20 protein-coding genes are annotated in these 20,319 nt (G+C 61.8%); 5 read left to right on the plus strand and 15 right to left on the minus strand.

Annotation, left to right across the window (positions count from 1 at the left end; translation table 11 throughout):
• Window positions 1-91: 91 nt before the first annotated feature.
• Together HMPREF2932_RS00610 and HMPREF2932_RS00615 are read right to left on the minus strand one after the other, a co-directional pair.
• Window positions 92-412 carry a putative quinol monooxygenase gene (locus tag HMPREF2932_RS00610; RefSeq protein WP_071409375.1) on the minus strand — a complete coding sequence of 107 codons (321 nt, stop codon included), beginning with the start codon at window positions 410-412 and terminating at the stop codon, window positions 92-94.
• 107 nt (window positions 413-519) lie between these two features.
• Entirely contained in the window at window positions 520-1,110 is a 591-nt protein-coding gene (locus tag HMPREF2932_RS00615; RefSeq protein WP_071409376.1) for a hypothetical protein, read from the minus strand.
• 170 nt (window positions 1,111-1,280) lie between these two features.
• Between HMPREF2932_RS00615 and HMPREF2932_RS00620 the strand changes: the two genes are divergently transcribed.
• On the plus strand, window positions 1,281-2,195 hold the full coding sequence (locus HMPREF2932_RS00620) for an AEC family transporter (protein ID WP_071409377.1): 915 nt from the start codon (window positions 1,281-1,283) through the stop codon (window positions 2,193-2,195).
• Window positions 2,196-2,203: 8 nt separating this feature from the next.
• Here the strand turns inward: HMPREF2932_RS00620 and HMPREF2932_RS00625 are convergent, their stop codons facing one another.
• Window positions 2,204-4,039 (minus strand): ABC-F family ATP-binding cassette domain-containing protein, encoded by a 1,836-nt coding sequence (locus HMPREF2932_RS00625; protein WP_070510389.1) that lies wholly within the window; start codon window positions 4,037-4,039, stop codon window positions 2,204-2,206.
• 91 nt (window positions 4,040-4,130) lie between these two features.
• Here HMPREF2932_RS00625 and HMPREF2932_RS00630 point away from each other — a divergent pair, with 91 nt between their 5' ends.
• Window positions 4,131-5,441, plus strand: a complete 1,311-nt coding sequence (locus HMPREF2932_RS00630) for an NHL repeat-containing protein (RefSeq protein ID WP_070510391.1) — start codon at window positions 4,131-4,133, stop codon at window positions 5,439-5,441.
• A gap of 24 nt (window positions 5,442-5,465) precedes the next feature.
• Here the strand turns inward: HMPREF2932_RS00630 and HMPREF2932_RS00635 are convergent, their stop codons facing one another.
• From HMPREF2932_RS00635 to HMPREF2932_RS00650, 4 genes are all read right to left on the minus strand, one after another.
• Entirely contained in the window at window positions 5,466-6,404 is a 939-nt protein-coding gene (locus tag HMPREF2932_RS00635) for a 4-(cytidine 5'-diphospho)-2-C-methyl-D-erythritol kinase (RefSeq protein WP_046646939.1), read from the minus strand.
• Window positions 6,401-7,243 carry a 16S rRNA (adenine(1518)-N(6)/adenine(1519)-N(6))-dimethyltransferase RsmA gene (rsmA, locus tag HMPREF2932_RS00640; RefSeq protein WP_046646940.1) on the minus strand — a complete coding sequence of 281 codons (843 nt, stop codon included), beginning with the start codon at window positions 7,241-7,243 and terminating at the stop codon, window positions 6,401-6,403. The genes HMPREF2932_RS00635 and rsmA overlap by 4 nt, the downstream gene beginning before the upstream one ends.
• A gap of 33 nt (window positions 7,244-7,276) precedes the next feature.
• Window positions 7,277-8,425, minus strand: a complete 1,149-nt coding sequence (locus tag HMPREF2932_RS00645; RefSeq protein WP_071409378.1) for a resuscitation-promoting factor — start codon at window positions 8,423-8,425, stop codon at window positions 7,277-7,279.
• 245 nt (window positions 8,426-8,670) lie between these two features.
• Window positions 8,671-9,495 (minus strand): TatD family hydrolase, encoded by an 825-nt coding sequence (locus HMPREF2932_RS00650; RefSeq protein WP_046646942.1) that lies wholly within the window; start codon window positions 9,493-9,495, stop codon window positions 8,671-8,673.
• Between the two features lie 24 nt (window positions 9,496-9,519).
• Between HMPREF2932_RS00650 and HMPREF2932_RS00655 the strand changes: the two genes are divergently transcribed.
• Both HMPREF2932_RS00655 and HMPREF2932_RS00660 read left to right on the plus strand, forming a co-directional pair.
• On the plus strand, window positions 9,520-10,014 hold the full coding sequence (locus HMPREF2932_RS00655; RefSeq protein ID WP_080975046.1) for a GNAT family N-acetyltransferase: 495 nt from the start codon (window positions 9,520-9,522) through the stop codon (window positions 10,012-10,014).
• A gap of 8 nt (window positions 10,015-10,022) precedes the next feature.
• On the plus strand, window positions 10,023-10,526 hold the full coding sequence (locus HMPREF2932_RS00660; RefSeq protein WP_070701588.1) for a GNAT family N-acetyltransferase: 504 nt from the start codon (window positions 10,023-10,025) through the stop codon (window positions 10,524-10,526).
• Between the two features lie 182 nt (window positions 10,527-10,708).
• On the opposite strand, the gene HMPREF2932_RS00665 is transcribed toward HMPREF2932_RS00660, so the two are convergent.
• From HMPREF2932_RS00665 to rsmI, 6 genes are all read right to left on the minus strand, one after another.
• On the minus strand, window positions 10,709-10,969 hold the full coding sequence (locus HMPREF2932_RS00665; protein ID WP_046646945.1) for a HigA family addiction module antitoxin: 261 nt from the start codon (window positions 10,967-10,969) through the stop codon (window positions 10,709-10,711).
• A 34-nt stretch (window positions 10,970-11,003) separates the two neighbouring features.
• Complete coding sequence (locus HMPREF2932_RS00670; protein WP_046646946.1) at window positions 11,004-11,285, minus strand: type II toxin-antitoxin system RelE/ParE family toxin; 282 nt, start codon at window positions 11,283-11,285, stop codon at window positions 11,004-11,006.
• 101 nt (window positions 11,286-11,386) lie between these two features.
• The gene (locus HMPREF2932_RS00675) at window positions 11,387-12,580 is read right to left on the minus strand and encodes an MFS transporter (protein WP_071409379.1); all 1,194 of its coding nucleotides are present in this window, start codon (window positions 12,578-12,580) and stop codon (window positions 11,387-11,389) included.
• 4 nt (window positions 12,581-12,584) lie between these two features.
• A complete protein-coding gene (gene metG, locus HMPREF2932_RS00680; RefSeq protein ID WP_071409380.1) occupies window positions 12,585-14,417 on the minus strand; it encodes a methionine--tRNA ligase in 1,833 nt (610 codons plus the stop codon).
• Window positions 14,418-14,492: 75 nt separating this feature from the next.
• The gene (locus HMPREF2932_RS00685; protein ID WP_071409381.1) at window positions 14,493-16,334 is read right to left on the minus strand and encodes a BCCT family transporter; all 1,842 of its coding nucleotides are present in this window, start codon (window positions 16,332-16,334) and stop codon (window positions 14,493-14,495) included.
• A 305-nt stretch (window positions 16,335-16,639) separates the two neighbouring features.
• A complete protein-coding gene (gene rsmI, locus HMPREF2932_RS00690) occupies window positions 16,640-17,488 on the minus strand; it encodes a 16S rRNA (cytidine(1402)-2'-O)-methyltransferase (RefSeq protein WP_049154218.1) in 849 nt (282 codons plus the stop codon).
• A 43-nt stretch (window positions 17,489-17,531) separates the two neighbouring features.
• On the opposite strand from rsmI, the gene HMPREF2932_RS00695 reads away from it, so the two are divergent.
• Window positions 17,532-19,139, plus strand: coding sequence for a dolichyl-phosphate-mannose--protein mannosyltransferase (locus tag HMPREF2932_RS00695; RefSeq protein WP_369799706.1), 1,608 nt, complete (start codon window positions 17,532-17,534; stop codon window positions 19,137-19,139).
• Window positions 19,140-19,220: 81 nt separating this feature from the next.
• Here HMPREF2932_RS00695 and HMPREF2932_RS00700 read toward each other — a convergent pair whose 3' ends face one another.
• Window positions 19,221-19,910, minus strand: coding sequence for a zf-HC2 domain-containing protein (locus tag HMPREF2932_RS00700; protein ID WP_046646951.1), 690 nt, complete (start codon window positions 19,908-19,910; stop codon window positions 19,221-19,223).
• Entirely contained in the window at window positions 19,897-20,310 is a 414-nt protein-coding gene (locus HMPREF2932_RS00705) for a DoxX family protein (protein WP_046646952.1), read from the minus strand. Before HMPREF2932_RS00705 ends, HMPREF2932_RS00700 begins: the two co-directional genes overlap by 14 nt.
• Window positions 20,311-20,319 lie beyond the last annotated feature (9 nt).

Consider the following 20,319-nt stretch of genomic DNA (forward strand, 5'->3'; position numbering starts at 1 on the left):
CATAGAAAACGGCCGGGGATGTGCCTCCCCGGCCGTTTTCTATGTGCCGATGCTTGTGCGCTTCCGGTGTTACTGAAAGCTGCTCAATCTCCTAGACGGAAAATTCAGCCATCTTATCCCATTGCGTTTTACCTGGGATGTGAGTATTGATGATGTCCGGCGTCTCCACCAGGTACTTCGGCAGCTCCTCGCAGGAGCGCTTGAAGTGCTCAGTGTTGACGTGGTCAACGTCGGTGCCGTCCTTGTAGGACTCGAGGAGCAGGAAGCGCTGCTTGTCTTCCGGATCGCGGAACCACTTGAAGTCGATGCAGCCGGGCTCAGCCTGGCAGGCCTTGGTGTACCAGTCGATCTCGTCGAGGAAGGTCTCGGCGTACTCGGGCTTGACGTGGAACTGTACGTTGATCAAAATCATGGGCCCCACTGTAACCTTCTCCACGAAAACGTGCAGAAGGCCCCGCCAATGGCTGAACTGAGGTAGCCATATTCCAGCAGGGCCTTATAAAGAGCCTCTCGGGAGGATTATTTGTTGAAGAAGTACTCCGCCACGTAGACGTAGGTTCCGTCAAAAGCTTGGGCGACGCCGAAGCCGGTGCCATCCGTCTTGGTCACGGGCACGTCGCGGTTGAGCCAGTCCACGCGCTCCTTGGCCTCAGATTCGGTGAGCTTGTAAATGTTGCCGCTGCCCTCCTCCAGGTGGGTCAGCCCATCGCCTGCGTTGTCGTGGAAGGTGACCTTGCCAGCTGCTGCCTGGTTTGCCCACTCCTGCGCGATGTTCTTGGCGTTGGCATCCTCGTGGTGGCCCTGCTTGAGCAGGTGGGCGTGGGTAGCACCAACGAGTTCGCCGGCGACGGACGGGGTCGGCTTCTTAATGAAGCCCGGCAACTGGACATTAAACTGCTTCGCCAGGTCATAGGCCTGCGCAGGCAGCTCGATCTCTAAAGAGTTGACCTGCTCAACGGCCTGGGAAGACAGCTGGTTTACGTCCTGCAGCTGTGCGGAAGAGGAGTTAACCGGGGCGGCCTGGGCAGCGGACACCGACAGAGCAGTGGTGAGGGTAGCTGCCACGGCGGCGGTGGCGGACATGCGGGAAACACGACGGAAAGAATTCATGCCTTCCACCGTGCCACAAAAATGCTTCGGCGGAAAAAGACTTCCCGCTCATGTGGGATTTTCGATACCACTTTGTTATCACTTGCCGGTGGCTGCATGCCGACATGGAAGAATAGCCAAGGCTGGCTTTAGTATGGATTTTTTAACGAGTATCCGAAAGGTGATCACTGTTGCTGGACGTCTTAACCGGTTTCGCCATCATTTTTGTGGTTATCGGCGTGGGCTTCATCATGGCTCGGCGCGGCGTTATCGGCGAAGGTGAGGCGCGCCTGCAATTCAATCGCACGGCGTTCTGGGCGGCGACCCCAGCGCTGATCTTTTCCAGCGTGGCCACCTCTGATACTGCGGCCTTTGCCTCGCCGGTTGTCGCTGTTATCGCGATAGCTTCGGTCGCCACGATGGCCTTGTATTGGGTGCTGAGCGCGTTATTCTTCCGGCGCAGTGGAGCGGAAACCATGGCCGGCGCAGCCGCAGCCAGCTACTACAACTCTGTGAACATCGGGCTGCCGATCGCCACTTATGTCATCGGTGATGCCACTTTTGTGGTGCCCGCGCTGGTGCTGCAAATGGCAGTCCTCTCGCCCTTCATCATTGCCGGCCTCAACGCCCAGGGAACAAGCCTGCGTTCGATTTTAAGTTCCGTGGTCTCAGGGTTGACAGCCCCAGTGGTCATCGCGGCGATCGCCGGCTTCATCGTGTCCGCCGCAGGCTGGCACGTCCCCGACGTCATTATGGCTCCGCTCGAGATCCTTGGTGGTGCCTCCATCCCGATGATCCTGATGAGCTTTGGCGCCTCACTCACCGGCGACGGGCTGTTAGCCGTTGACCGCCTGCCGACGATTACCGCCACGGTTCTCAAGCTCATTGCTATGCCGGCGATTGCGCTGGCGGCCGGCTTGGCGTTGGGGCTGAGCGGCAACGAGCTCTACACAGCGCTGATCTTGGCCGCGCTTCCGACCGCACAGAACGTCTACAACTATGCCGCGACCTACCAGTCGGGAGAAACGGTGGCGCGCGATACGGTCTTCCTCACCACCTTCCTCTCGCTGCCGGCGATGCTGGGCATCGCGGCTCTCTTCGGGTAGGGCTGGGCCTACCCCTCGAGCTTCTCCCCCAACTCCAGCCATTCCATTTCTAGCTCTTCGCGCTCAGAGGCAATGGCCTTGAGCTCGGAGTCGAGCTTCGCTAGCTCACCGCTGTCCCCCTCACCTGAGGACATCTTCTCTGCAGCCACCGCCATCTTTTCGTTCAGCTTCGCCGTCTTATCGTCGAGCTTGCCCATCTTGCGCTCCAGCGCATTCATCTTCTTGGTCAGCTCGCGCTCTTCCTGGGAGCTCAACCGCTTGGCCGGGGCGGCATCCGCGCTCTGCTCGTCAGAGTTCTTGGAGGCTTCTCCTAAATCAAGGACGCCGCGGGCGGTGGCGGCCTCCATCTCCTGACGGCGGCGCAGGTATTCCTCGATTCCGCCCGGCAGGTTGGTGAGCTTGCCATCCCCAAACAGCGCATAGGTGTTATCCGCGATGCGCTCGATGAGGTAGCGGTCGTGCGAGATGACCACCAAGGTGCCCGGCCACGAGTCCAGAAGAGACTCCAGCTCCTGGAGAGTATCGATGTCGAGGTCGTTCGTGGGCTCGTCGAGAAGCAGCACGTTTGGCTCCGCCATAAGCACGCGGGTCAGCTGCAGACGGCGGCGCTCACCGCCGGAGAGGTCGCCGACCGGCGTGCGCTGGCGCTTGGCGGAAAAACCCAGGCGCTCCGCGAGCTGGGACGCGGACAGTTCCTTCTTGCCTAGGTGAACGTAGGTGGCGACGTCTTCGACGGCGTCGAGAAGCCGGCGCTCCGGATCCAGATCATCGAGCTCCTGGCGCAGCCAGCCCAGGCGCACCGTCTTGCCCTCGATGCGCTTGCCAGCGGCAAGCTCGACTTCACCAGCAAGGGCGCGCAGCAGCGTGGTCTTGCCCGAACCGTTAACACCAACGAGGCCGATGCGCTCGCCCGGCGCCAAGCGCCAGGTGAGGTGATCCACGAGCGTGCGACCGTCCGGGGTTGTGACCTTTGCGTCCTCGAGCTCAATGACGACTCGTCCCTGGCGCTGCTTGGAAAAGGCCATGAGCTCGACCTTGTCGCGCGGTGCGGGGACGTCGGCGATGAGTGCCTCGGCTGCCTCGATGCGATAGCGCGGCTTCGAGGTACGCGCCGGCGCTCCGCGACGCAGCCACGCCAGCTCCTTGCGGGCCAAGTTCTGCCGGCGCTGCTCAATAGCATCGGCTTGGCGGGCGCGCTCGGCGCGGGCAAAGGTCCAGTCGTTATAGCCACCCTCGTAGGCATCGACGACACCGTCGTGCACCTCCCAGGTAGTGGTGGCCACGGTGTCGAGGAACCAGCGGTCGTGCGTGACGACGACGACCGCTAGCTTGCGCGAAAGCAGGTGGCTGGCCAGCCATTGCACACCTTCGACGTCGAGGTGGTTGGTCGGCTCATCGAGCACCACGATGTCGAGGTCTTGAACGAGTGCGGCAGCCAGGTTGACGCGGCGGCGCTCACCACCGGAGAGCGAGCCCACAGGGGTGTCTAGCCCTAGGTCAACAATGCCGAGGCCGCCGAGGACATCGCGCACCTTCGCGTTGGATGCCCACTCGAAAGTCTCCAAGCCCAACGGCTCAATGATGGCTTGGGCGATGGTGAGCGATTCTTCTAATTCAAAGCGCTGGGTCACCACCGCCATGCGCAATTCCGAGTTGTGGGACACGCGGCCCGAGTCTGGGGATTCGATACCGGTGAGAACTTCCAGCAGCGTCGTTTTGCCGCCGCCGTTGACGCCGACGATGCCGATGCGATCACCGGTTTGCACGCCGAGGGAGACCCCGTCCAGCAGGGTCTTAAGCCCAAAGGACTTGGTTACGTTTTCAAGGTTAATGAGGTTCGCCATATCGAGTGTTCATCTTAGTGCCTCGGCGCGGTTACCCCCGCACCATTACCTTTATTGCTATTGATTTTCACTTCCAATACTCTGGCGCACTATGAAAAAAGAACGTCTCGCCCTGTGCGCCGCACTTTCCGCCACGATCCTCACCATGTCCGCTTGCTCCTCCCCTGACAGCGAGGAATCCACGTCGCCCTCCAGCGCTGAAGCCTCCCACGCGCATGCCGAGCACGACGATGACCATGATGGGGAGCACAGCCATGACGGCTTCGAAGCCGCGGAAGGTGAGACTGAGGTAGCTGAGCTGCCAAACCGTATCCTTCTTTCCCACAAAAACGGCCTCACCACGCTCGACGGCGAAACCGGTGAGGTCATCGAGAGCGAAGATCTGAAAGCATTCCTCCGTCTAAGCGATGCCGGCGATAACCGCCACATCATGGTGACCAAGGGCGATAGCTTCCTCACCTTCGACACGGGGCGCATCACCAAGCCCCACGGCGACCACAAGCACTACTACGCGGCGCAGCCGCAGCTTCTCAGCGCAGCCATCGACGCACCGCACGCCGGTCACGTGGTTCACCACGACGGCTTTACCGCGCTCTTCTCCGACGGCGATGGTGTGGCACGGATTTACAAGACCGAGGACATCGGCAAGGAAGACGCCAAGCCCGTCAACACCGTCGAGACAGGCGCTGCGCACCACGGTGTGGCCGTCCCGCTGAAAGACGGCTCCGTGGTCACCACGAAGGGCACGGAAGACGAGCGCCACACCATCCAGCACCTCGACAAGTCCGGCAAGGTCCTTGCGGAAACCACTGAGTGTCCTGGCGTCCACGGCGAAGCTGCCGCCGGCAACGGTTCCCTTTTCTTCGGCTGCGAGGATGGGCCCGTCGTCTTCGACGGCACCGAATTCCACAAGATCGACGTCTCCGCTTACGCGGGCAAGGACGGATACCAGCGCTCCGGCAATTCTGCGGGTTCGGAGGAATCCAACATCATCTTGGCAGACAACAAGACCGACAAGGATGTCGACTTCGAGCGTCCCACCTCAGTGACCCTCATCAATACGGAGGACTACTCTGCCAAGAAGGTTGAACTGGGCGAATCCTATTGGTTCCGCTCGTTGGCCCGCGGTCCCCTGGGCGAGGCCTTAGTCCTCACGACCGACGGCAAGCTCAACGTCATCGACCCGGATTCCGGCGAGGTAACAAAGAAGATTGACGCTATCTCCCCGTGGAAGGAAAACGAGGAGTGGCAGCAGCCGGGTCCGATCCTCAAGGCGGCAAACGGCTATGCCTACGTCACCGATGCGAACAAGCAAGAACTGGTGGTCCTTGACCTCCTCGGTGACCAGGAGCCGCAGCGCTACAAGCTCGACTTCAAGCCCGTGGAGATGGCCGTCCTCTAAGGACCGCTACCTACAGCGCTGGCGCTAGACCAGCGTTGCTCCGGTTGCGGGGCCTGCGGTCACCAGGCCACGGGTTCCGCGGTTATCGGCGCAGACCTGGGCCACCACTTCCTGTGCGGTCTCCTCGTCCTCGCAGAGGAAGGCACAGGTAGGCCCAGACCCGGAAACGATGCCCTTGAGGGCGCCGGCGGCCTCACCGGTGTCGAGAATCTTGCGTAAGTCCGGACGCAAAGAGAGTGCTGCCGGCTGGAGGTCATTGTGCATCACCGCGGCAAGCTCGTGGGGGTTGCCGCCGACGAGGGCTTGGCCCACGGCTTCCGTGTCCAAGTGCGGTGTGCTTCCACGGCCGGCAGCGCGCAGCTCATCCAGCTTGCGGAAGACAGTGGGTGTGGACAAACCCTCCGCATTGGTGATGATTGCCCAGATATAGCGCCCGCGCGAGAGCATCGGGGTCAAGAGTTCGCCGCGCCCGCGCCCCAAGGCGGTGCCGCCCATGAGGGTAAAAGGCACGTCGGAGCCCAGTTCCGCGGCGAGTTCGTAGAGCTTCTCCATGCTGAGGGCTTCACGGCCGAATTCGGTGCTCAAAGCTTGGTTGGCCAAAAGCAAGGCGGCCGCGGCATCAGCGGAGCCACCGGCCATGCCCCCGGCGGCGGGGATGTTCTTTTCCATCGTGAGCGTGCCGGCAGCTGGCAACATGAGGTTGTGAGCCACCAGCTCTACCGCGCGCCACGCCAGATTCTCGGTTGACGCCGGCACACCCTTCGCGTGGTTGCCGGTGACCACCACGCTGCTTTCCTCGCCCCAGCGGTAGCTAATGCGGTCATGCACGTCGAGGGACTGGAAGACCGTAGCCAGCTCATGGAAACCATCCGCGCGTGCCTCCCCCACCCCCAGGTGCAGGTTGACCTTGGCGTGGGCGCGCGCCTGCCAGATCTGCGGGGAGTCGTCTCCTGTCCTACTCATGAGGCTTCCGCCAATCGGACGAAGTCCTCCACGCCCAGCTTCTCACCGCGCAGGCGCGGATCGATATCCGCCGCGCGCAGCGCTTCCTCGGCTGCTGCGGCGGAACCATAGAAACCTGCCAGGGCGGCGCGAAGTGTCTTGCGGCGTTGCGCAAAGGCGGCGTCGATCAGCGCGAACAGACGCGGGCGCAGTGACTCGTCGAAGGGGCGGGTGCAGTCGATGCGCACCAACCCTGACTCAATCTTAGGTGCCGGCCAAAACACGTTCTTGCCAATCGTGCCGGCCTGGCGAACCGGTCCATAGAAGGATGCTTTCACGCTGGGGATGCCATAGACCTTGCTGCCCGGCGCGGCGGCGAGGCGCTCAGCTACTTCCAGCTGCACCATGACCAGGACACGACGAATGGATGGATAGACCTCCAGCAGGTGGAGCAGCACCGGCACCGCCACGTTATAGGGCAAGTTAGCTACCAAGGCGGTCGGCTCCCCCAACTCCCCTGCCTCAACGGTGAGTGCGTCCTTCTCCACCACGGTGAGGCGATCCGCAAAGTTGGCTGCCCGCGCCGCCACGGTATCTGGGAGCTTGCCTGCCAGGCGCGGGTCAATCTCCACGGCCGTCACGTGCTCGACTTCACCCAGTAGTCCCAAGGTCAGCGAACCCAAACCAGGGCCGACCTCCACCACGCGGTCCTCCGGTTGCAGGTCCGCGGCAGCCACGATGCGCCGGATGGTGTTGGGATCATGCAGAAAGTTCTGGCCCAGCTTCTTTGTCGGCGTCACGTCGAGCTCAGCGGCGAGCTCGCGGATCTCCACCGGGCCCAGCAAGTGGGGTTGTGTCATGTCATCCAGACTAATACGCAGGGCGCTGAAGCTTTAGCGCAGGCCGAGCTTCGAGGTGCAGGCGGGCCATGCGCCCCAGCCCTGTGCGGCCTGAACCTTCTGGGCCACGGCGATCTGCTGCTCGCGGGAGGCCTGCCAGGCCTGCGGGGCGTACTCGGTGCCGCCAAAGGCAGCCCAGGTCGACGGGGTGAACTGCAGGCCGCCGGAGAAACCGTTACCGGTGTTGATGGACCAGTTACCGGTGGCCTCACACTGTGCCAAGGCATCCCATACGGAGCCCTCAGCAACGGCCGGTGCGGTGGACTTCGGCTTGGTACCGCGCGCGATGACTGCGGCGACGGCCTCGGTGCGCACGTCTTCCTTGATGATGTCGTTGGACTCTTCCGCACCGTTGACCTTCACAATCTTGCGGGTCACGGTGCGCGAGCCTGGGGTGCCCTCCTCGCGGACTTCCTCAGTGCCTTCTTCCAGCTCCGGGTCATCAACGTAGGTAGCTGGTGCGTCGAAGTCCTCCGTCTTCTCCTCTTCGGAGATGTCCACGCGGTCCACGGTGATGGCCGTGCCGGCCTTGACGGGAGCGTCAAGGTCCGGCGACACGCGGTCATCCTTGCCCACGGTGATACCGCGGGCTTCTAGCACGTCCTTCACGGTCTTAGCCGCAACGCTGGCGTAGGACACAGAGCCACCGTCAGAGAGCTTAATGATCTTCGGGGATACCACCTCAAGGTTCATTCCCTCAGTCAGAACCTCATCATCCTCGACGGTCTTGGAACCGGAGGTGATAGCAGCGCCTGGGACGATGCCGTCGAGGCCGCCCAGCAGGTCAGACACGGTGAGGTCAGTGGAGGACATCTTCGTCTCCACGCCATCGATGGTCACCGCAACCGGCTTGGCGGTGCGAACGGTAATCAAGTCACCATCGGAGACCTGCTCAGAAAGCGCCGGGTAGACAACGTCCTCCCCGCCAACGCTCACACCTGCGGCCTCGAGAGCCGCGTTAACATCGCCGGCGAAGGTAGCCAGCTGGGTGGTCTCACCGTTGATGTCGAGCGTGATGTCCTTCTGAGAACCGACGGCAACGACACCACCCACAGCCAACGTGCCGAGCACACCGCCGGTGGCCATGCGCAGTGGCAGGGAGCGGGAGTTGTTGATTCGCTTGATCTGCTTCTTCGGGGACATAAACCTTTACTCGTCTCTGCGTTGCTTCGTGCCCAGAGAGGTCTTTGAACTCTCCTCAGCACCTGACGTGGCGTGCGAATGCACGCCAGCCGGCAACATCAAGGCCGGACTAACTTTGGATAACGATACGGTAACAGAGCGTAACGATCGAGACGTTCTCACACGCCGCCACCACTGGCAACACACTCGTCACACCAAACACGCGCGCCACCGTTGAGCAGCACCTTTGCTTTGAGTGAAGATCATCACACTCCGAAGACCTCGGCGAAGGTTTCAGCCACCTCTGCGGCCAAGTCCTCCACTTCTTGGCCGCGCGCCTGCGCCACGCAGCGGTACGTATGACCAATCAACGAAGGTTCATTACGCGCACCACGGAAGGGCTCCGGGGTCATGTACGGCGCGTCCGTCTCAATGAGCAGCTGCCCGGCTGGCGCGAGCGCTGCGGCTTGGCGCATCTCCTCGTTGCGCTTGAACGTCACGTTGCCGGCGAAGGACAAAACGTAGCCACGCTCCAGAGCCTCCTTGGCCACATCAAGTGGCGAGGAGAAACAGTGCAGCATGACCTTCGGCGCCTCAGCGCACTCCCCCAGCACGCGCATGAGATCCTCATCGGCCTCGCGGTTGTGGATCATCAGCGTCTTGCCCACCTTCGCTGCCAACTCGGCGTGCCAGTGAAGCGCTTCCTCCTGGACGTCAAGCGGCGCAGTTCGTTCCGGCTCATGATAAATCCAGTAGGTATCCAGACCCGTTTCCCCGATGGCCACGCAGCGCGGGTCCGCAGCCATTTCGCTCAGGCGCGCACGGGCGGCCTCGTCGAGTTCATGCGCCTTGGTGGGATGAATAGCGCAGGCCGCGTACACGTTGTCGAATTCCTGCGCCGCGGCCAAAGCCTTCTCCGCCTCCGCTAGGCCATCGCCCACGGTGACGATGCGCTCAACACCTGCGGCACGGGCACGCTCAACGAGGTCGGCGTCAGCGTCGCGGCAAGAGGCGAGGTGCGTGTGGGCGTCGATAAGCTGGCTCAAACCTTCGGCGGGAACGGGCATGGGGCGTGGCTTCTTCTTAGACATGGCTGCGAGTGTAGTCTTGCGCGCATGATAATCCGTGAAGCGACGGACGCCGACGTCCCCGCAATGACCGCCACCTTAAACTGGGCCATCCGGGAGACCCACTTCATCTTTCGCAGCGAACCCGCCACAGTGGAAGAGCGCACCGAGTATCTCCACCAGCTGCGCCGCGAAGCCTGTCCTTGTTTCGTGGCTTTCGATGACGATGGCGCGTACTTGGGCTGGGCACTCTACCGCCCCTACCGCGATCCTAAGGTGTGGCTGGGCTGCTACGAGACGACGATCTACGTTGATCCCACCGCCCACGGCCGCGGGGTAGGCACGCGCTTGCTCGATGCAGTCGTTCAGCATGCCCGCGAGGCGGAGCAGGTCCATACGCTGCTGGCACTCATCGTGGCGGACAACGTCGCATCCATCAAGTTGCATGAGAAGTTCGGCTTTGCCACTGTAGGAACGTTAAAAGAAGTCAGCCGCAAAGCTGGGCGCTGGATAGACCTCACCCACTTGCAACTCATGGTTTAAGGAACATCATGCACGTACGTCCCGCAGAGCTTGCCGACGCCCCCGCAATCGCCGCCATCTATAATGCCGCCTCCGCCGCGAAGCCGGCCACCAACCTAGTCACGTGGCAGGAGTCCGTCGAGGACCGCGAAAAGTGGCTCGCACAGATGGAGGAGGAAGGTTTTCCCGTCTATGTGGCGGTGAACGATGACGAAATCATTGGCTGGGCCGCCTACTTCCAGTTTGTCACCCCAGCTATCTACTACGGCACGGCGGAGGATTCCATCTATATTGCGGAGTCCGCACGGGGCAAGGGCGTGGGCAGCGAGCTCATGGACACGCTCATGGACCACGCGAAGGAAAATGACTACGTGGAGACGATGATTACCTACATCGTGGACACCAACGAGTCCTCCATTGCCCTGCACAAGAAGTTCGGGTTCGTGGAAACCGGCCGCATGCCCAATATCCACACCAAGGACGGCGTGCGCCTCGGGCTGGTGCACCTGCAGCGCGACTTCGACCGCTCCTAAAGCGGTTTGATGGCCACTAACTCAGGGAGGCGCGTGCCAGCCGCCCCACCACCAGTGACGGCACTGCCATTGTTGCCAAAGATCTGGCCAGATCCCGCGGCGAGGCGAGAAACTTTGGCAACAACGGCGACTTCGGCTTGAGCAACTCACCCTGCGCTACGCGGTCACAGACGGCAAACGCGTTAAGCCGGCGCTGCCTGAAGCGGCACAATATCGTCCAGCTCGGCAAGAATTTTGTCCTCTGCGACATCCAAGTCGTAATGGGTCTGCAACCCCAGCCAGAACTGTGGGGACATTCCAAAAAACTTGGCAAGGCGAAGAGCCGTATCGGCGGTAATAGCCCGCTTTCCGTGGACGATTTCGTTAATACGTCGAGGCGGGACCCCTATCGAAACAGCGAGCTTGTGCTGGGTAATCCCCATTTCCTTAAGAAAATCTTCCATCAGGATTTCACCTGGGTGCACTGGGGGGAGCTTTTTAGTGGTAGTCAACGATCTCAACCTCCTCTGGCCCTAAAGCGGTCCACCGGAAGCAGATCCGCCATTGGTCATTGATACGAATACTATATTGACCCCGCCGATCGCCCTTCAACGCTTCGAGCCTATTCCCCGGAGGAATCCGAAGCTCATCTAGCCTCTGCACATAGCCCAATTGCCTCAGTTTGCGAAGAGCTACCGAGTGAATACGTGAATCTATCGAGGACACCCTCTCTCGATTCCATAAGCGCTCTGTATCCCTATCCGCGAACGACTGAATCATAAATGCACCATACCCCCCATAACGCGACACGTCAATAACGCGAGGCGTTAACTCTAACTAACGCTGCAATACAAAAGTTACCGCAACTAAGGAGGACCCCGCTAGGCAGCGAGCTCGTCATCAATGTAGACCCGCCTGGTCGCGCGCAAACCCGCCATCAGCATGCAAAGGCTGAGCACCATCAGCGCAATCAGGACGGCCGTCCAGTTACCGGTAGCGCCGCGCACAACGCCCACGAAAAGCGGCAACAGCCCCGCCAAGATGTAGCCGCCTGGCTGGACGAAACCAGAAAGGCGCGCGGTCGTCAGCGCACTCCGAGTGCGGGCGGTGAGCAGCGCCAGCGCCAGCGGGAAGCACATACCGCCGATCCCCATCAGGCAGGCCCAGGCGAGCGGGGCGACGTCGGCAGCCACAAGGACCCCACCCCACCCAGCACAGGTGCACAGCGCCAGCACAATCGGTACGGGTGTTAGGCGGTCCAGGCGAGAAATTAGCCAGGGCATGATCACGCCGCCGGCGATGTTAAAGACACCGATGACAGCAAGTGCCACACTGGCGGTATCCTCACTCACGCCCTTCTCTACCAGCATGCGCGGCAGCCAACCCATTTGGACATAGGCCATGGAGGACTGCAGCCCGAAGAAAAAGAGCATGGCCACCGCCGTGGGCGAAGTGTACATGGGCTTTGGCGCGCCGGCACCGTCGATCGCCCCGTGGGCGACGTCCTTGCCAGCCTGCGGCAGAACCACTATCCACGCCACCAGCTGCGCGATGGCGGGCAGGCACCAGATCCACAGCGCACCTTGCCACGTGCTTTGCGTCACCGCGGACAGCGGGCCAAGGGCGCTGGATACGCCCAGCATCGTGGTGTAGGTGGTCATCAACGCCACCAGCGTGCGGCCCGAACCATGTTGCTTGATCCACGCGGGAAGCAGAACGTTGGCTAGAGCGATGCCGCCGACAACGCACAGGGTCAACGCAATAAACAGCGGGAAGCTGCTCACCCACGGACGCAGCGCCAGGCCCACCACTAGGGCCAGCGTGCCGCCGGCCAAGGTACGGCTGAGCCCGCCCCGCCGAGCAATGGGCACGGCGGCCAAACCCATGGCCGCGAAGCACAGCCCCGGAAGTGCGGTAAGCAAACCCGCCTGGCCGGAGCTGATTTCAAAGAAATCTTGGATTTGACCCAGCACCGGCGCCACCGACGCGATGCCCGTCCGTAGGTTCAGCGCGGTCAGGCAGACAACAACAAAGAGTAGGACGGGCGCCAGGGAGCGCCGAAACGCCGAGCCCACGCCTTTACTTCTGAACCGGGGCCCACTCCGGGCCGGTCTCACCAAGCTCCGGGTCGAGCTTAGCCACCAGCGGCTTGGGCTTCTGCAGCGTCGTCCCCGGCGTAATGTCGACACGCTTCCACGCAGCCTGCTGCGCCGCGTAGTCACCGGTGATGATCGGGTACGGGTGGTTCTCCGGCGGGAGGTCTACGCCAACGAGTTCAACCGGCATATCATCCACCACGTCTTCAATGCGCGGCTGTGCGGCCCAGACGCCCTCACGTCCCAGGGTCTCGTGCACCTTCTGTGCGGTGAAGGGCAGGAACGGGGTCAACATTACGTTGCAGTCGGAGACCACCTGCAGTGCGGTCCACAGCACGGTGGCCAGACGCTCGCGCTGGGTTTCATCCTTGGCCAGCTTCCACGGCTCCATCGCCGCGACATAGGCATTGGCCTCGCCGACGACGTGCATGATGGCGGTCATGGCCTGCTTGAACTTGGACTGCTCGAGGAATTCCGCGGCGGTGGTGAAGGTCTCCTCCGCCAGTGCCAGGATGTCCTTGTCTGCCTGCTCCAGCGCGGCCGGGGCCGGGACCTCGCCGAAGTTCTTGTGAGCCATCGACACGGTGCGGTTGACCAGGTTGCCCCAGCCGTTGGCAAGCTCGTTGTTGATACGGCGCACGAACTCATCCCAAGTGAAGTCGGTGTCGTTGTTTTCCGGACCGGCAACGGCGATGAAGTAGCGCAGCGCATCCGGGCCAAACTCCTCGAGGAAGTCCTTGACGTAGATAACGACGCCCTTGGACGAGGAGAACTTGGAGCCGGACATGGTCAGGTATTCCGAAGACACAATCTCCGTGGGCAGGTTGAGCTCACCGTAGGTGTGCAGCTCACCGCCCTTGGAGCCCTTGCCCGCGTAGCCCAAGAGCTCTGCTGGCCAGATCTGGGAGTGAAAGGTGATGTTGTCCTTGCCTTGGAAGTAGTAGTGGCGTGCCTGCGGGTTCTGCCAGTAGTCCTTCCAAGCCTCCGGGTTGCCGGTGCGGTGGGCCCACTCGATGGAGGAAGACAGGTAACCAATCACCGCATCGAACCACACGTAGAGCTTCTTCGCGCCGTTATCCTCCCAGCCTTCGACCGGAATGGGAATGCCCCAGTCGATATCACGGGTCATGGTGCGCGGGCGCATATCCTCCAACAGGTTGAGGGAGAATTTGAGGACGTTCGGGCGCCAATCCTCGCGGCTCTTCAGCCACTCTTCGAGGACGTCCTTGACCGCAGGCAGGTCCAGCAGGAAGTGCTCGGTATCGATGAACTCCGGGGTTTCACCGTTGATCTTGGACACCGGGTTGATGAGATCTACCGGATCGAGTTGGTTGCCGCAGTTATCGCACTGGTCACCGCGCGCGCCGTCGGCGCCACACAGCGGACAGGTTCCCTCGATATAGCGGTCGGGCAAAGTGCGCCCTGTGGACGGCGAGATCGCGCCCTGGGTGGTCTCCTTAATCATGTAGCCGTTCTCGTACAGGCCCTTGAACAGCTCCTGCACCACCGCGTAGTGGTTGCGTGTGGTGGTGCGGGTAAAGAGGTCATAAGACAGGCCGAGCCCAGCCAGGTCGGTGACAATCTGGCGGTTGTAGCGATCCGCCAATTCACGAACCGTCACGCCTTCCTTATCCGCCTGCACGAGCAACGGGGTGCCATGCTCGTCAGTACCGGAAACCATGAGGACGTCGTTGCCACGCATTCGCTGGAAACGGGCGAACACGTCGGAAGGAACACCGAAACCCGCCACGTGTCCGATGTGGCGGGGTCCGTTGGCATAGGGCCAAGCAACATTAACGACAACTGTCTCAGTCATGGCCCCTACTCTATCGAACACCCCCTCACCGGCAATGCAGTGAGGGGGTGTATGAGAGAAATGCTCGCGCCAGAACTAGTTCTTGTGGCTGTGCTGGCGGCGGCGGGCCTTGTAGGCCTGTTCGCGCTGGAACTCGCGGTGCAGGCGACGCTCACGCGCCAGCTTGCGCTGGAAGGCCTGGGACTCGCGGTACTCGCGGTAAATTACGTCGTTGCTCAAGTCCTTGTAAATAGCGAACATGAGGCCGACGAGGATGAAGAGGAATGGCAGCGCCGCCACGATGGTGACGTTCTGCAGGTTTGACAGGGCATTCTCGCTCGACAGCAGCAAGGTCAGGCCGACAGCCGCAGTGAGCACACCCCATGCCGCGGACAGCCACGGCTTGGCGGTGGTAGCGCCAGACTGGGACATCGAGCCCATGACTGTCGACGCCGAGTCGGCCGACGTAATGAAGAACGTGGCAAGGAGCAGGGCGGCGACGATGCCCGCGATGAAACCACCGGGGAGGTTCTGCAGCAGGTTGAACAGCTCCTGCTCGGCAGACTCACCGGAGATGGAGTTGCCGTTCTGCTCCATGTGGATGGCGGTACCGCCGAAGATGGCAAACCACACCGTGGAGACACCAGCCGGGACGAGAAGCACACCAACGCAGAACTCGCGGACGGAACGGCCGCGCGAAATGCGGGCGAGGAACATGCCCACGAACGGCGACCAGGAAACCCACCAAGCCCAGTAGAAAATGGTCCAGGTAGATAGCCACTCGCCAGCGTTTCCGTTATCGGACTCAGCGGTACGAGCGATCATCTCGGTGAAGTTCGCCAGGTAGTTACCAATGGAGCCTGGGATCTGGTTCAAAATCGACACGGTTGGGCCGAAGACGAACACGAAGATGGCCAGCAGAGCCGCCAAGACCATATTGGTGTTAGAGAGGTACTGAATACCTTTGCCTACACCCGACATGGCCGACAGAATAAAGGCCAAGGTCAGCACGAGAACGATGCCGATGACGACGTTCTGCGTGGGGTTCTCAATAATTCCGGAGGCCTGCAGGCCTGCCTGAATCTGCATCGCGCCGAGGCCCAGCGAACAAGCGGTGCCAAAGACGGTGGCGAAGATGGCCAAGATATCAATGATCTTGCCTGCGAATCCGTCGGCGGCGCGCTGGCCAATGAGCGGCACGAAGGCCTGGCTCAACAACTGCTTGCGGCCAATACGGAAGGTGGAATAAGCGATGGCAAGCCCCACGATGGCGTACACGGCCCATGGGTGCAGGGTCCAGTGGAACATGGCCGTGGCCATTGAGGTTCCTACCTCATTCTCACCATGGCCCGGAACGCCGTTCTTAAAGTAGTTGAGCGGCTCGGAAGCACCATAGAACATCAAGCCGATGCCCATGCCGGCAGCGAACATCATCGCAATCCAAGAGGCCGTGGAGAATTCCGGTTCCTCGTTAATCTTGCCCAAACGAATGGTGCCGAACTTCGAGGCCGCAACGCAGATAACGAAAACCACAAAGATGGTCCCGAAGAGCACATAGGCCCAGCCAAAGTTGTTGACTACAAAGTTCAGCGCGCTACCGGAGAAAGAAGCAAAGCTGTCTGGTGCCGCCAAGCCCCATGCCACGATGGCAGCGATGAGCAGACCAGCAAAGCCCACAATGGTCCAGTCGATCGGCGAATCGATGCCGCCTGGGCCAAACTTCTCGTCCTCTTCCTCCTCCATTGGCGCGGGAGCCGCCTCAGGATTGAACGCCTTGTTGGTGAGCATGTCCTGGAGCTGGCTCGTGGCCGAGGCCTCCTCGAGGCGCTCGTCGACGGTGCGGTATTCCTCTACCGCGGCCGGCGAGCTCTCGCCTTGGGGCACAGCCGAAGACACCCCCGTATCCTTTACATTGTCTGCATTCGTCGAGTCTGTCATACCTCCCGACCTTGGTGCTGTCTCATCAACTAGTCAAACTAAAACGGAAACAAAAAGACTATTCACCACATGCATTTCGGGCATATAGCGTTCCTAAAGCGTCTCTCACGAGCTTCTTTGAACGACCGCTATTCCACCGCAGCTGCCGAATCTGTACCGCAACTGTGCAGCTTGCCAGCTTGTTCGGAGGCATTTCCGAGGTATGGCATCCCTACCGCGCATGCCGCGGCCACGCCGGGTCACATAACGATGCCATAACGATTGGCCCAAAAGAGACGGGCATCACCAGAATTTATTGTTAAAGCTCAGCCGCGCGCGGCGAGGTATGCATCATAGAGTTCGCGGTTGGACCACTCGGTTCCCGCTGCTGCCTGCTTGCAGGCATCCTTGGCCCGCACGCCCCGCTCAACCTCCGCACGGACCTGCTCCACGAGGGTCTCCAACGACACGGGTGCGGCATCCCCGCCCTCGATGACGACGGTGATTTCACCCCGCGCATACTCCTGCGCCCACTCGGCAAGCTCGCCCAAGGTGCCACGCTTGATTTCCTCATAGGTCTTCGTTAGCTCGCGACAGACCGCAGCGCGGCGCTCCGCGCCGAGGATCGCTGAGGCGTCGCCAAGCGTCTGCGCTAGACGGTGCGGGGATTCAAAGAAAGCAATGGCACGACGCTCCCCCACGAGGGACTCCAGCCAGGCTTTACGCGGTCCGGGTTTGCGCGGCGGGAAGGCATCGAAGAGGAAATGCCCCACCCCCAGTCCGGAAAGTGCAAGCGCAGTCGGCACCGCCGAGGGCCCCGGAAAACAGGTCACAGGCACATCCGCTTCCACCGCAGCGGTGACGATGGAGTGCCCAGGATCGGAGACCAGCGGCATGCCAGCATCCGACACCACGAGAACCGTGCCCGTCCGGGCAGCGTTGACGAGCGCGCGCGAGCGCTCCTCTTCGTTGTGGTCGAAATTGGAAACCACCTTGCCGCGGATCTCTACCCCCAGCGCCTGGGCCAGGTTACGAACGCGGCGGGTGTCCTCCGCAGCGATCACATCCGCGTGGCCCAACGCCTGCATCAATCGGGCAGAAGCATCACCGGGATTTCCCAGCGGCGTGGCGGCCAGGATGACTCCACGCGGCAGGGGTTCAAGCTGAAGACTCATACCCCCAGCATGGCACACGCACGCTAGACTCTTCCGCGTGAGTATCGCTATCCCTACTGATCGATCTGGCCACACCAGCCGCGCGCGCGTCCCCGCCGCCCGCGGCATCCATACCCGGCCAGCTCCCCCTGCTCCCCGGCACTACACCTGGACCAAGGCCGACACGATCAGCACCGCTATCATCGCTGTGCTGGCATTCATCACGCGGTTTGCAGGTCTCACCGCACCGGTCTCCGAGGGAACTCCCGTCTTCGACGAGAAGCATTACGTGCCGCAGGCATGGGACATGGTCACCAGCTGGCACAACCTCTTCCTCGGCGGCATCGAGTCCAACCCGGGCTACGGCCTGGTTGTGCACCCACCGCTGGCCAAGCAGATTGTCGCGATATCGGAGGCCATCTTCGGCTACACCCCACTGGGCTGGCGGGCCATGGCCGCGCTCTTTGGCGTGGGCACCGTGCTACTCACCATGGCGCTGGCACGCCGCTTGTCCGGTTCCTGGCAGGTGGGCTTCCTCGCCGGCCTGCTCGCCATGTGCGACGGCGTGCTGCTCGTGGCCTCCAAGTTCGGAATGCTTGATATCTTTCAGGTCTTCTTCATTGTCGCCGCCGCCTGGGCCTTGGCGCGGGATCACCAGCAGATGCGCGAGCGCCTGCACGCCGCCTTCCTGTCAGGCACGATGGGGGACTCGGACTTCGGCCCACGATTTGGCTTCCGGTGGTGGCGTTTTACTGCCGGCGTTTTCCTGGGTCTAACGCTGGCCGTGAAGTGGTCCGGCCTGTACTACATCATGTTCTTCGGTCTCATGAGCGTTTTCTCGGATCTCGCTCTGCGCCGCTTGTATGGTGTACGCCGCTACATCTTGGGCACGCTGGTACGCGATACCCCAGCAGCCCTGGCCTCACTCGTTGCGGTCCCCGTAGCCCTGTATGCGTGGTCTTGGCGCGCCTGGTTCGCCGATGAGACCGCCGTCTACCGCCACGCGAAGGTTGACGGCACGATCGAGGATGGCTCTTGGTTGCTCCACCTCCCCGAGCCTCTTGCCGGTTGGTTCTACTACCACTCCTCTGTGCTGGAGTTCCACGCCTCCTTGACCTCCTCAGGTGGCCACAGCCACCCCTGGGACTCCAAGCCATGGGCTTGGCTGGTGGCTGCACGCCCCATCCTCTACTACTCCTCCACGGACATCTCTTGCGGGGACGGCGGATCCTGCCGCAGGATGCTGTACCTCTTTGGTACCCCGGTCATTTGGTGGCTGGTCATCCCGGCGGTGCTGTGGGGACTGTGGTCCTTGCTCGTGCGACGCAACCGCGCCTTCCTCATCCCGCTCGTGGGTGCCGCGGCGGGTTTCCTGCCCTGGCTCATGGTCTTCGACCGACAGATGTACTTCTTCTACGCCACGGCGTTCATTCCGTTCGTCATCGTGCTGATCTCCCTGGCTTTGGGGCAAATGATTGGACGTGGACGGGTTCTGCAATGGCGCTGGCTCACGGAGCTTTTTGGGGCCGCGATGCCGCTGGGCACCTTCCTTACCGTATGCTACGCCGCGCTCGTCGTGGCAATGTTTGCCTACTTCTCCCCGATTCTCTACGGCTACCTCATCCCGGATTCTTGGTATCACTCCATGATGTGGCTACCGTCCTGGACCTAAGCCCCTGGCCCTACCCCCTCTGGCCCAAGCCACTTAGGCTTGGGCCCTTAGACTCGGCCTCGTAGACGTGGCCTTTAAGGCTTAGCGCGGGTTAGCGGACAACGTCCTATACACGTCCCGTAGCAAGAAGCCCCGGTCGGCCGCCCACGCCCACCCCAGGCTGGCCGTTGCGAGACCGGTGCCGATGAGGATATAAACCTGCTCCGCGACAACGCTGCCCAAGGCAAAGTCGCGCATGGTAAAGCCGCACAAGAACGCGAATATCGTGCAGACCACCGGCAGCAATCCAGGCGCTGAGGCTGGGCGCCAGGCGGCAAAAACTAAACCGCTCGCCAGACCGAAGCGCAGCGCCGCAGCCTCCATCAGAAGGTGTGCGCGCTCCGGGTCGGCCCCTTCCGCGAGGGTTCCTTCACTGCCCAGGGTGGTCAAGCCGGAAGCACTGACGACGACCACGATCGCCCAGATCAGAAACGCCACGGCCAACACTCCGAGAGCTACCCGAGCCAGCGTGAGCGATGCCTGCCGCGCGCTGGAGGCCCGCTGCCACTCCGGCTCCACGCCAGCCAGGATGACTTCCGACAAGTCCTGCGGCGGCAGGCCCTCAGGCTCCACGAGGCTCAGTGAGCGAGACAAGGCCGCCGCCTTCTCCCGGAAGGCGGCACACTCCGGGCAGCCGGAGACATGCGCGTCAATGACATCGGGCGCCAGCTGCGGGGCTTCCCCATCGAGCTGCGCGGAGATCGCCGCTTGCACCTGCTCATGCGTCAGCACGGCTCAACACCCCATCCACACTCGCCCGGCCGGAGCCGAAGACAACGATCATGAGCAGCGACACGATGAGAACCAGCGGGTACTCGATGCCACCATCGGCGGCGAAGAGGCCATTGCCCATATGCACGAAGTACAACGCACATGCCATAAGCAGCGCCAATGCCCCTGCCACAAAGGTGGTGAGCAGGCCGACTACGAGGGCCGCCCCGCCCAGCATTTCTGCGAAGGCAGCCAAGTACGCCGAGGTCTGCGGTTGCGGAACTCCCCATGCGGAGAATTGACCGGTTACCTCGTCCATGCCGCTAAAGAACATCTTGTCCACACCGTGCGCGACGAAGATAACTCCCAGCACCGCGCGGAAGATGAGCAGCGCGGCATCGCGTACGGCGGGTCTATTCATGGTTCATAG

This window comes from Corynebacterium sp. HMSC074H12 (assembly GCF_001813755.1).
GTDB lineage: Bacteria > Actinomycetota > Actinomycetes > Mycobacteriales > Mycobacteriaceae > Corynebacterium > Corynebacterium hiratae.

Bases quoted from the DNA above. Each gene is read 5' to 3' on its own strand.
- HMPREF2932_RS00610 (WP_071409375.1), bottom strand. From the start codon at position 412: ATGATTTTGATCAACGTACAGTTCCACGTCAAGCCCGAGTACGCCGAG.
- HMPREF2932_RS00615 (WP_071409376.1), bottom strand. From the start codon at position 1,110: ATGAATTCTTTCCGTCGTGTTTCCCGCATGTCCGCCACCGCCGCCGTG.
- HMPREF2932_RS00625 (WP_070510389.1), bottom strand. From the start codon at position 4,039: ATGGCGAACCTCATTAACCTTGAAAACGTAACCAAGTCCTTTGGGCTT.
- HMPREF2932_RS00630 (WP_070510391.1), top strand. From the start codon at position 4,131: ATGAAAAAAGAACGTCTCGCCCTGTGCGCCGCACTTTCCGCCACGATC.
- HMPREF2932_RS00635 (WP_046646939.1), bottom strand. From the start codon at position 6,404: ATGAGTAGGACAGGAGACGACTCCCCGCAGATCTGGCAGGCGCGCGCC.
- rsmA (WP_046646940.1), bottom strand. From the start codon at position 7,243: ATGACACAACCCCACTTGCTGGGCCCGGTGGAGATCCGCGAGCTCGCC.
- HMPREF2932_RS00645 (WP_071409378.1), bottom strand. From the start codon at position 8,425: ATGTCCCCGAAGAAGCAGATCAAGCGAATCAACAACTCCCGCTCCCTG.
- HMPREF2932_RS00650 (WP_046646942.1), bottom strand. From the start codon at position 9,495: ATGTCTAAGAAGAAGCCACGCCCCATGCCCGTTCCCGCCGAAGGTTTG.
- HMPREF2932_RS00655 (WP_080975046.1), top strand. From the start codon at position 9,520: ATGATAATCCGTGAAGCGACGGACGCCGACGTCCCCGCAATGACCGCC.
- HMPREF2932_RS00660 (WP_070701588.1), top strand. From the start codon at position 10,023: ATGCACGTACGTCCCGCAGAGCTTGCCGACGCCCCCGCAATCGCCGCC.
- HMPREF2932_RS00665 (WP_046646945.1), bottom strand. From the start codon at position 10,969: ATGGAAGATTTTCTTAAGGAAATGGGGATTACCCAGCACAAGCTCGCT.
- HMPREF2932_RS00670 (WP_046646946.1), bottom strand. From the start codon at position 11,285: ATGATTCAGTCGTTCGCGGATAGGGATACAGAGCGCTTATGGAATCGA.
- metG (WP_071409380.1), bottom strand. From the start codon at position 14,417: ATGACTGAGACAGTTGTCGTTAATGTTGCTTGGCCCTATGCCAACGGA.
- HMPREF2932_RS00685 (WP_071409381.1), bottom strand. From the start codon at position 16,334: ATGACAGACTCGACGAATGCAGACAATGTAAAGGATACGGGGGTGTCT.
- rsmI (WP_049154218.1), bottom strand. From the start codon at position 17,488: ATGAGTCTTCAGCTTGAACCCCTGCCGCGTGGAGTCATCCTGGCCGCC.
- HMPREF2932_RS00705 (WP_046646952.1), bottom strand. From the start codon at position 20,310: ATGAATAGACCCGCCGTACGCGATGCCGCGCTGCTCATCTTCCGCGCG.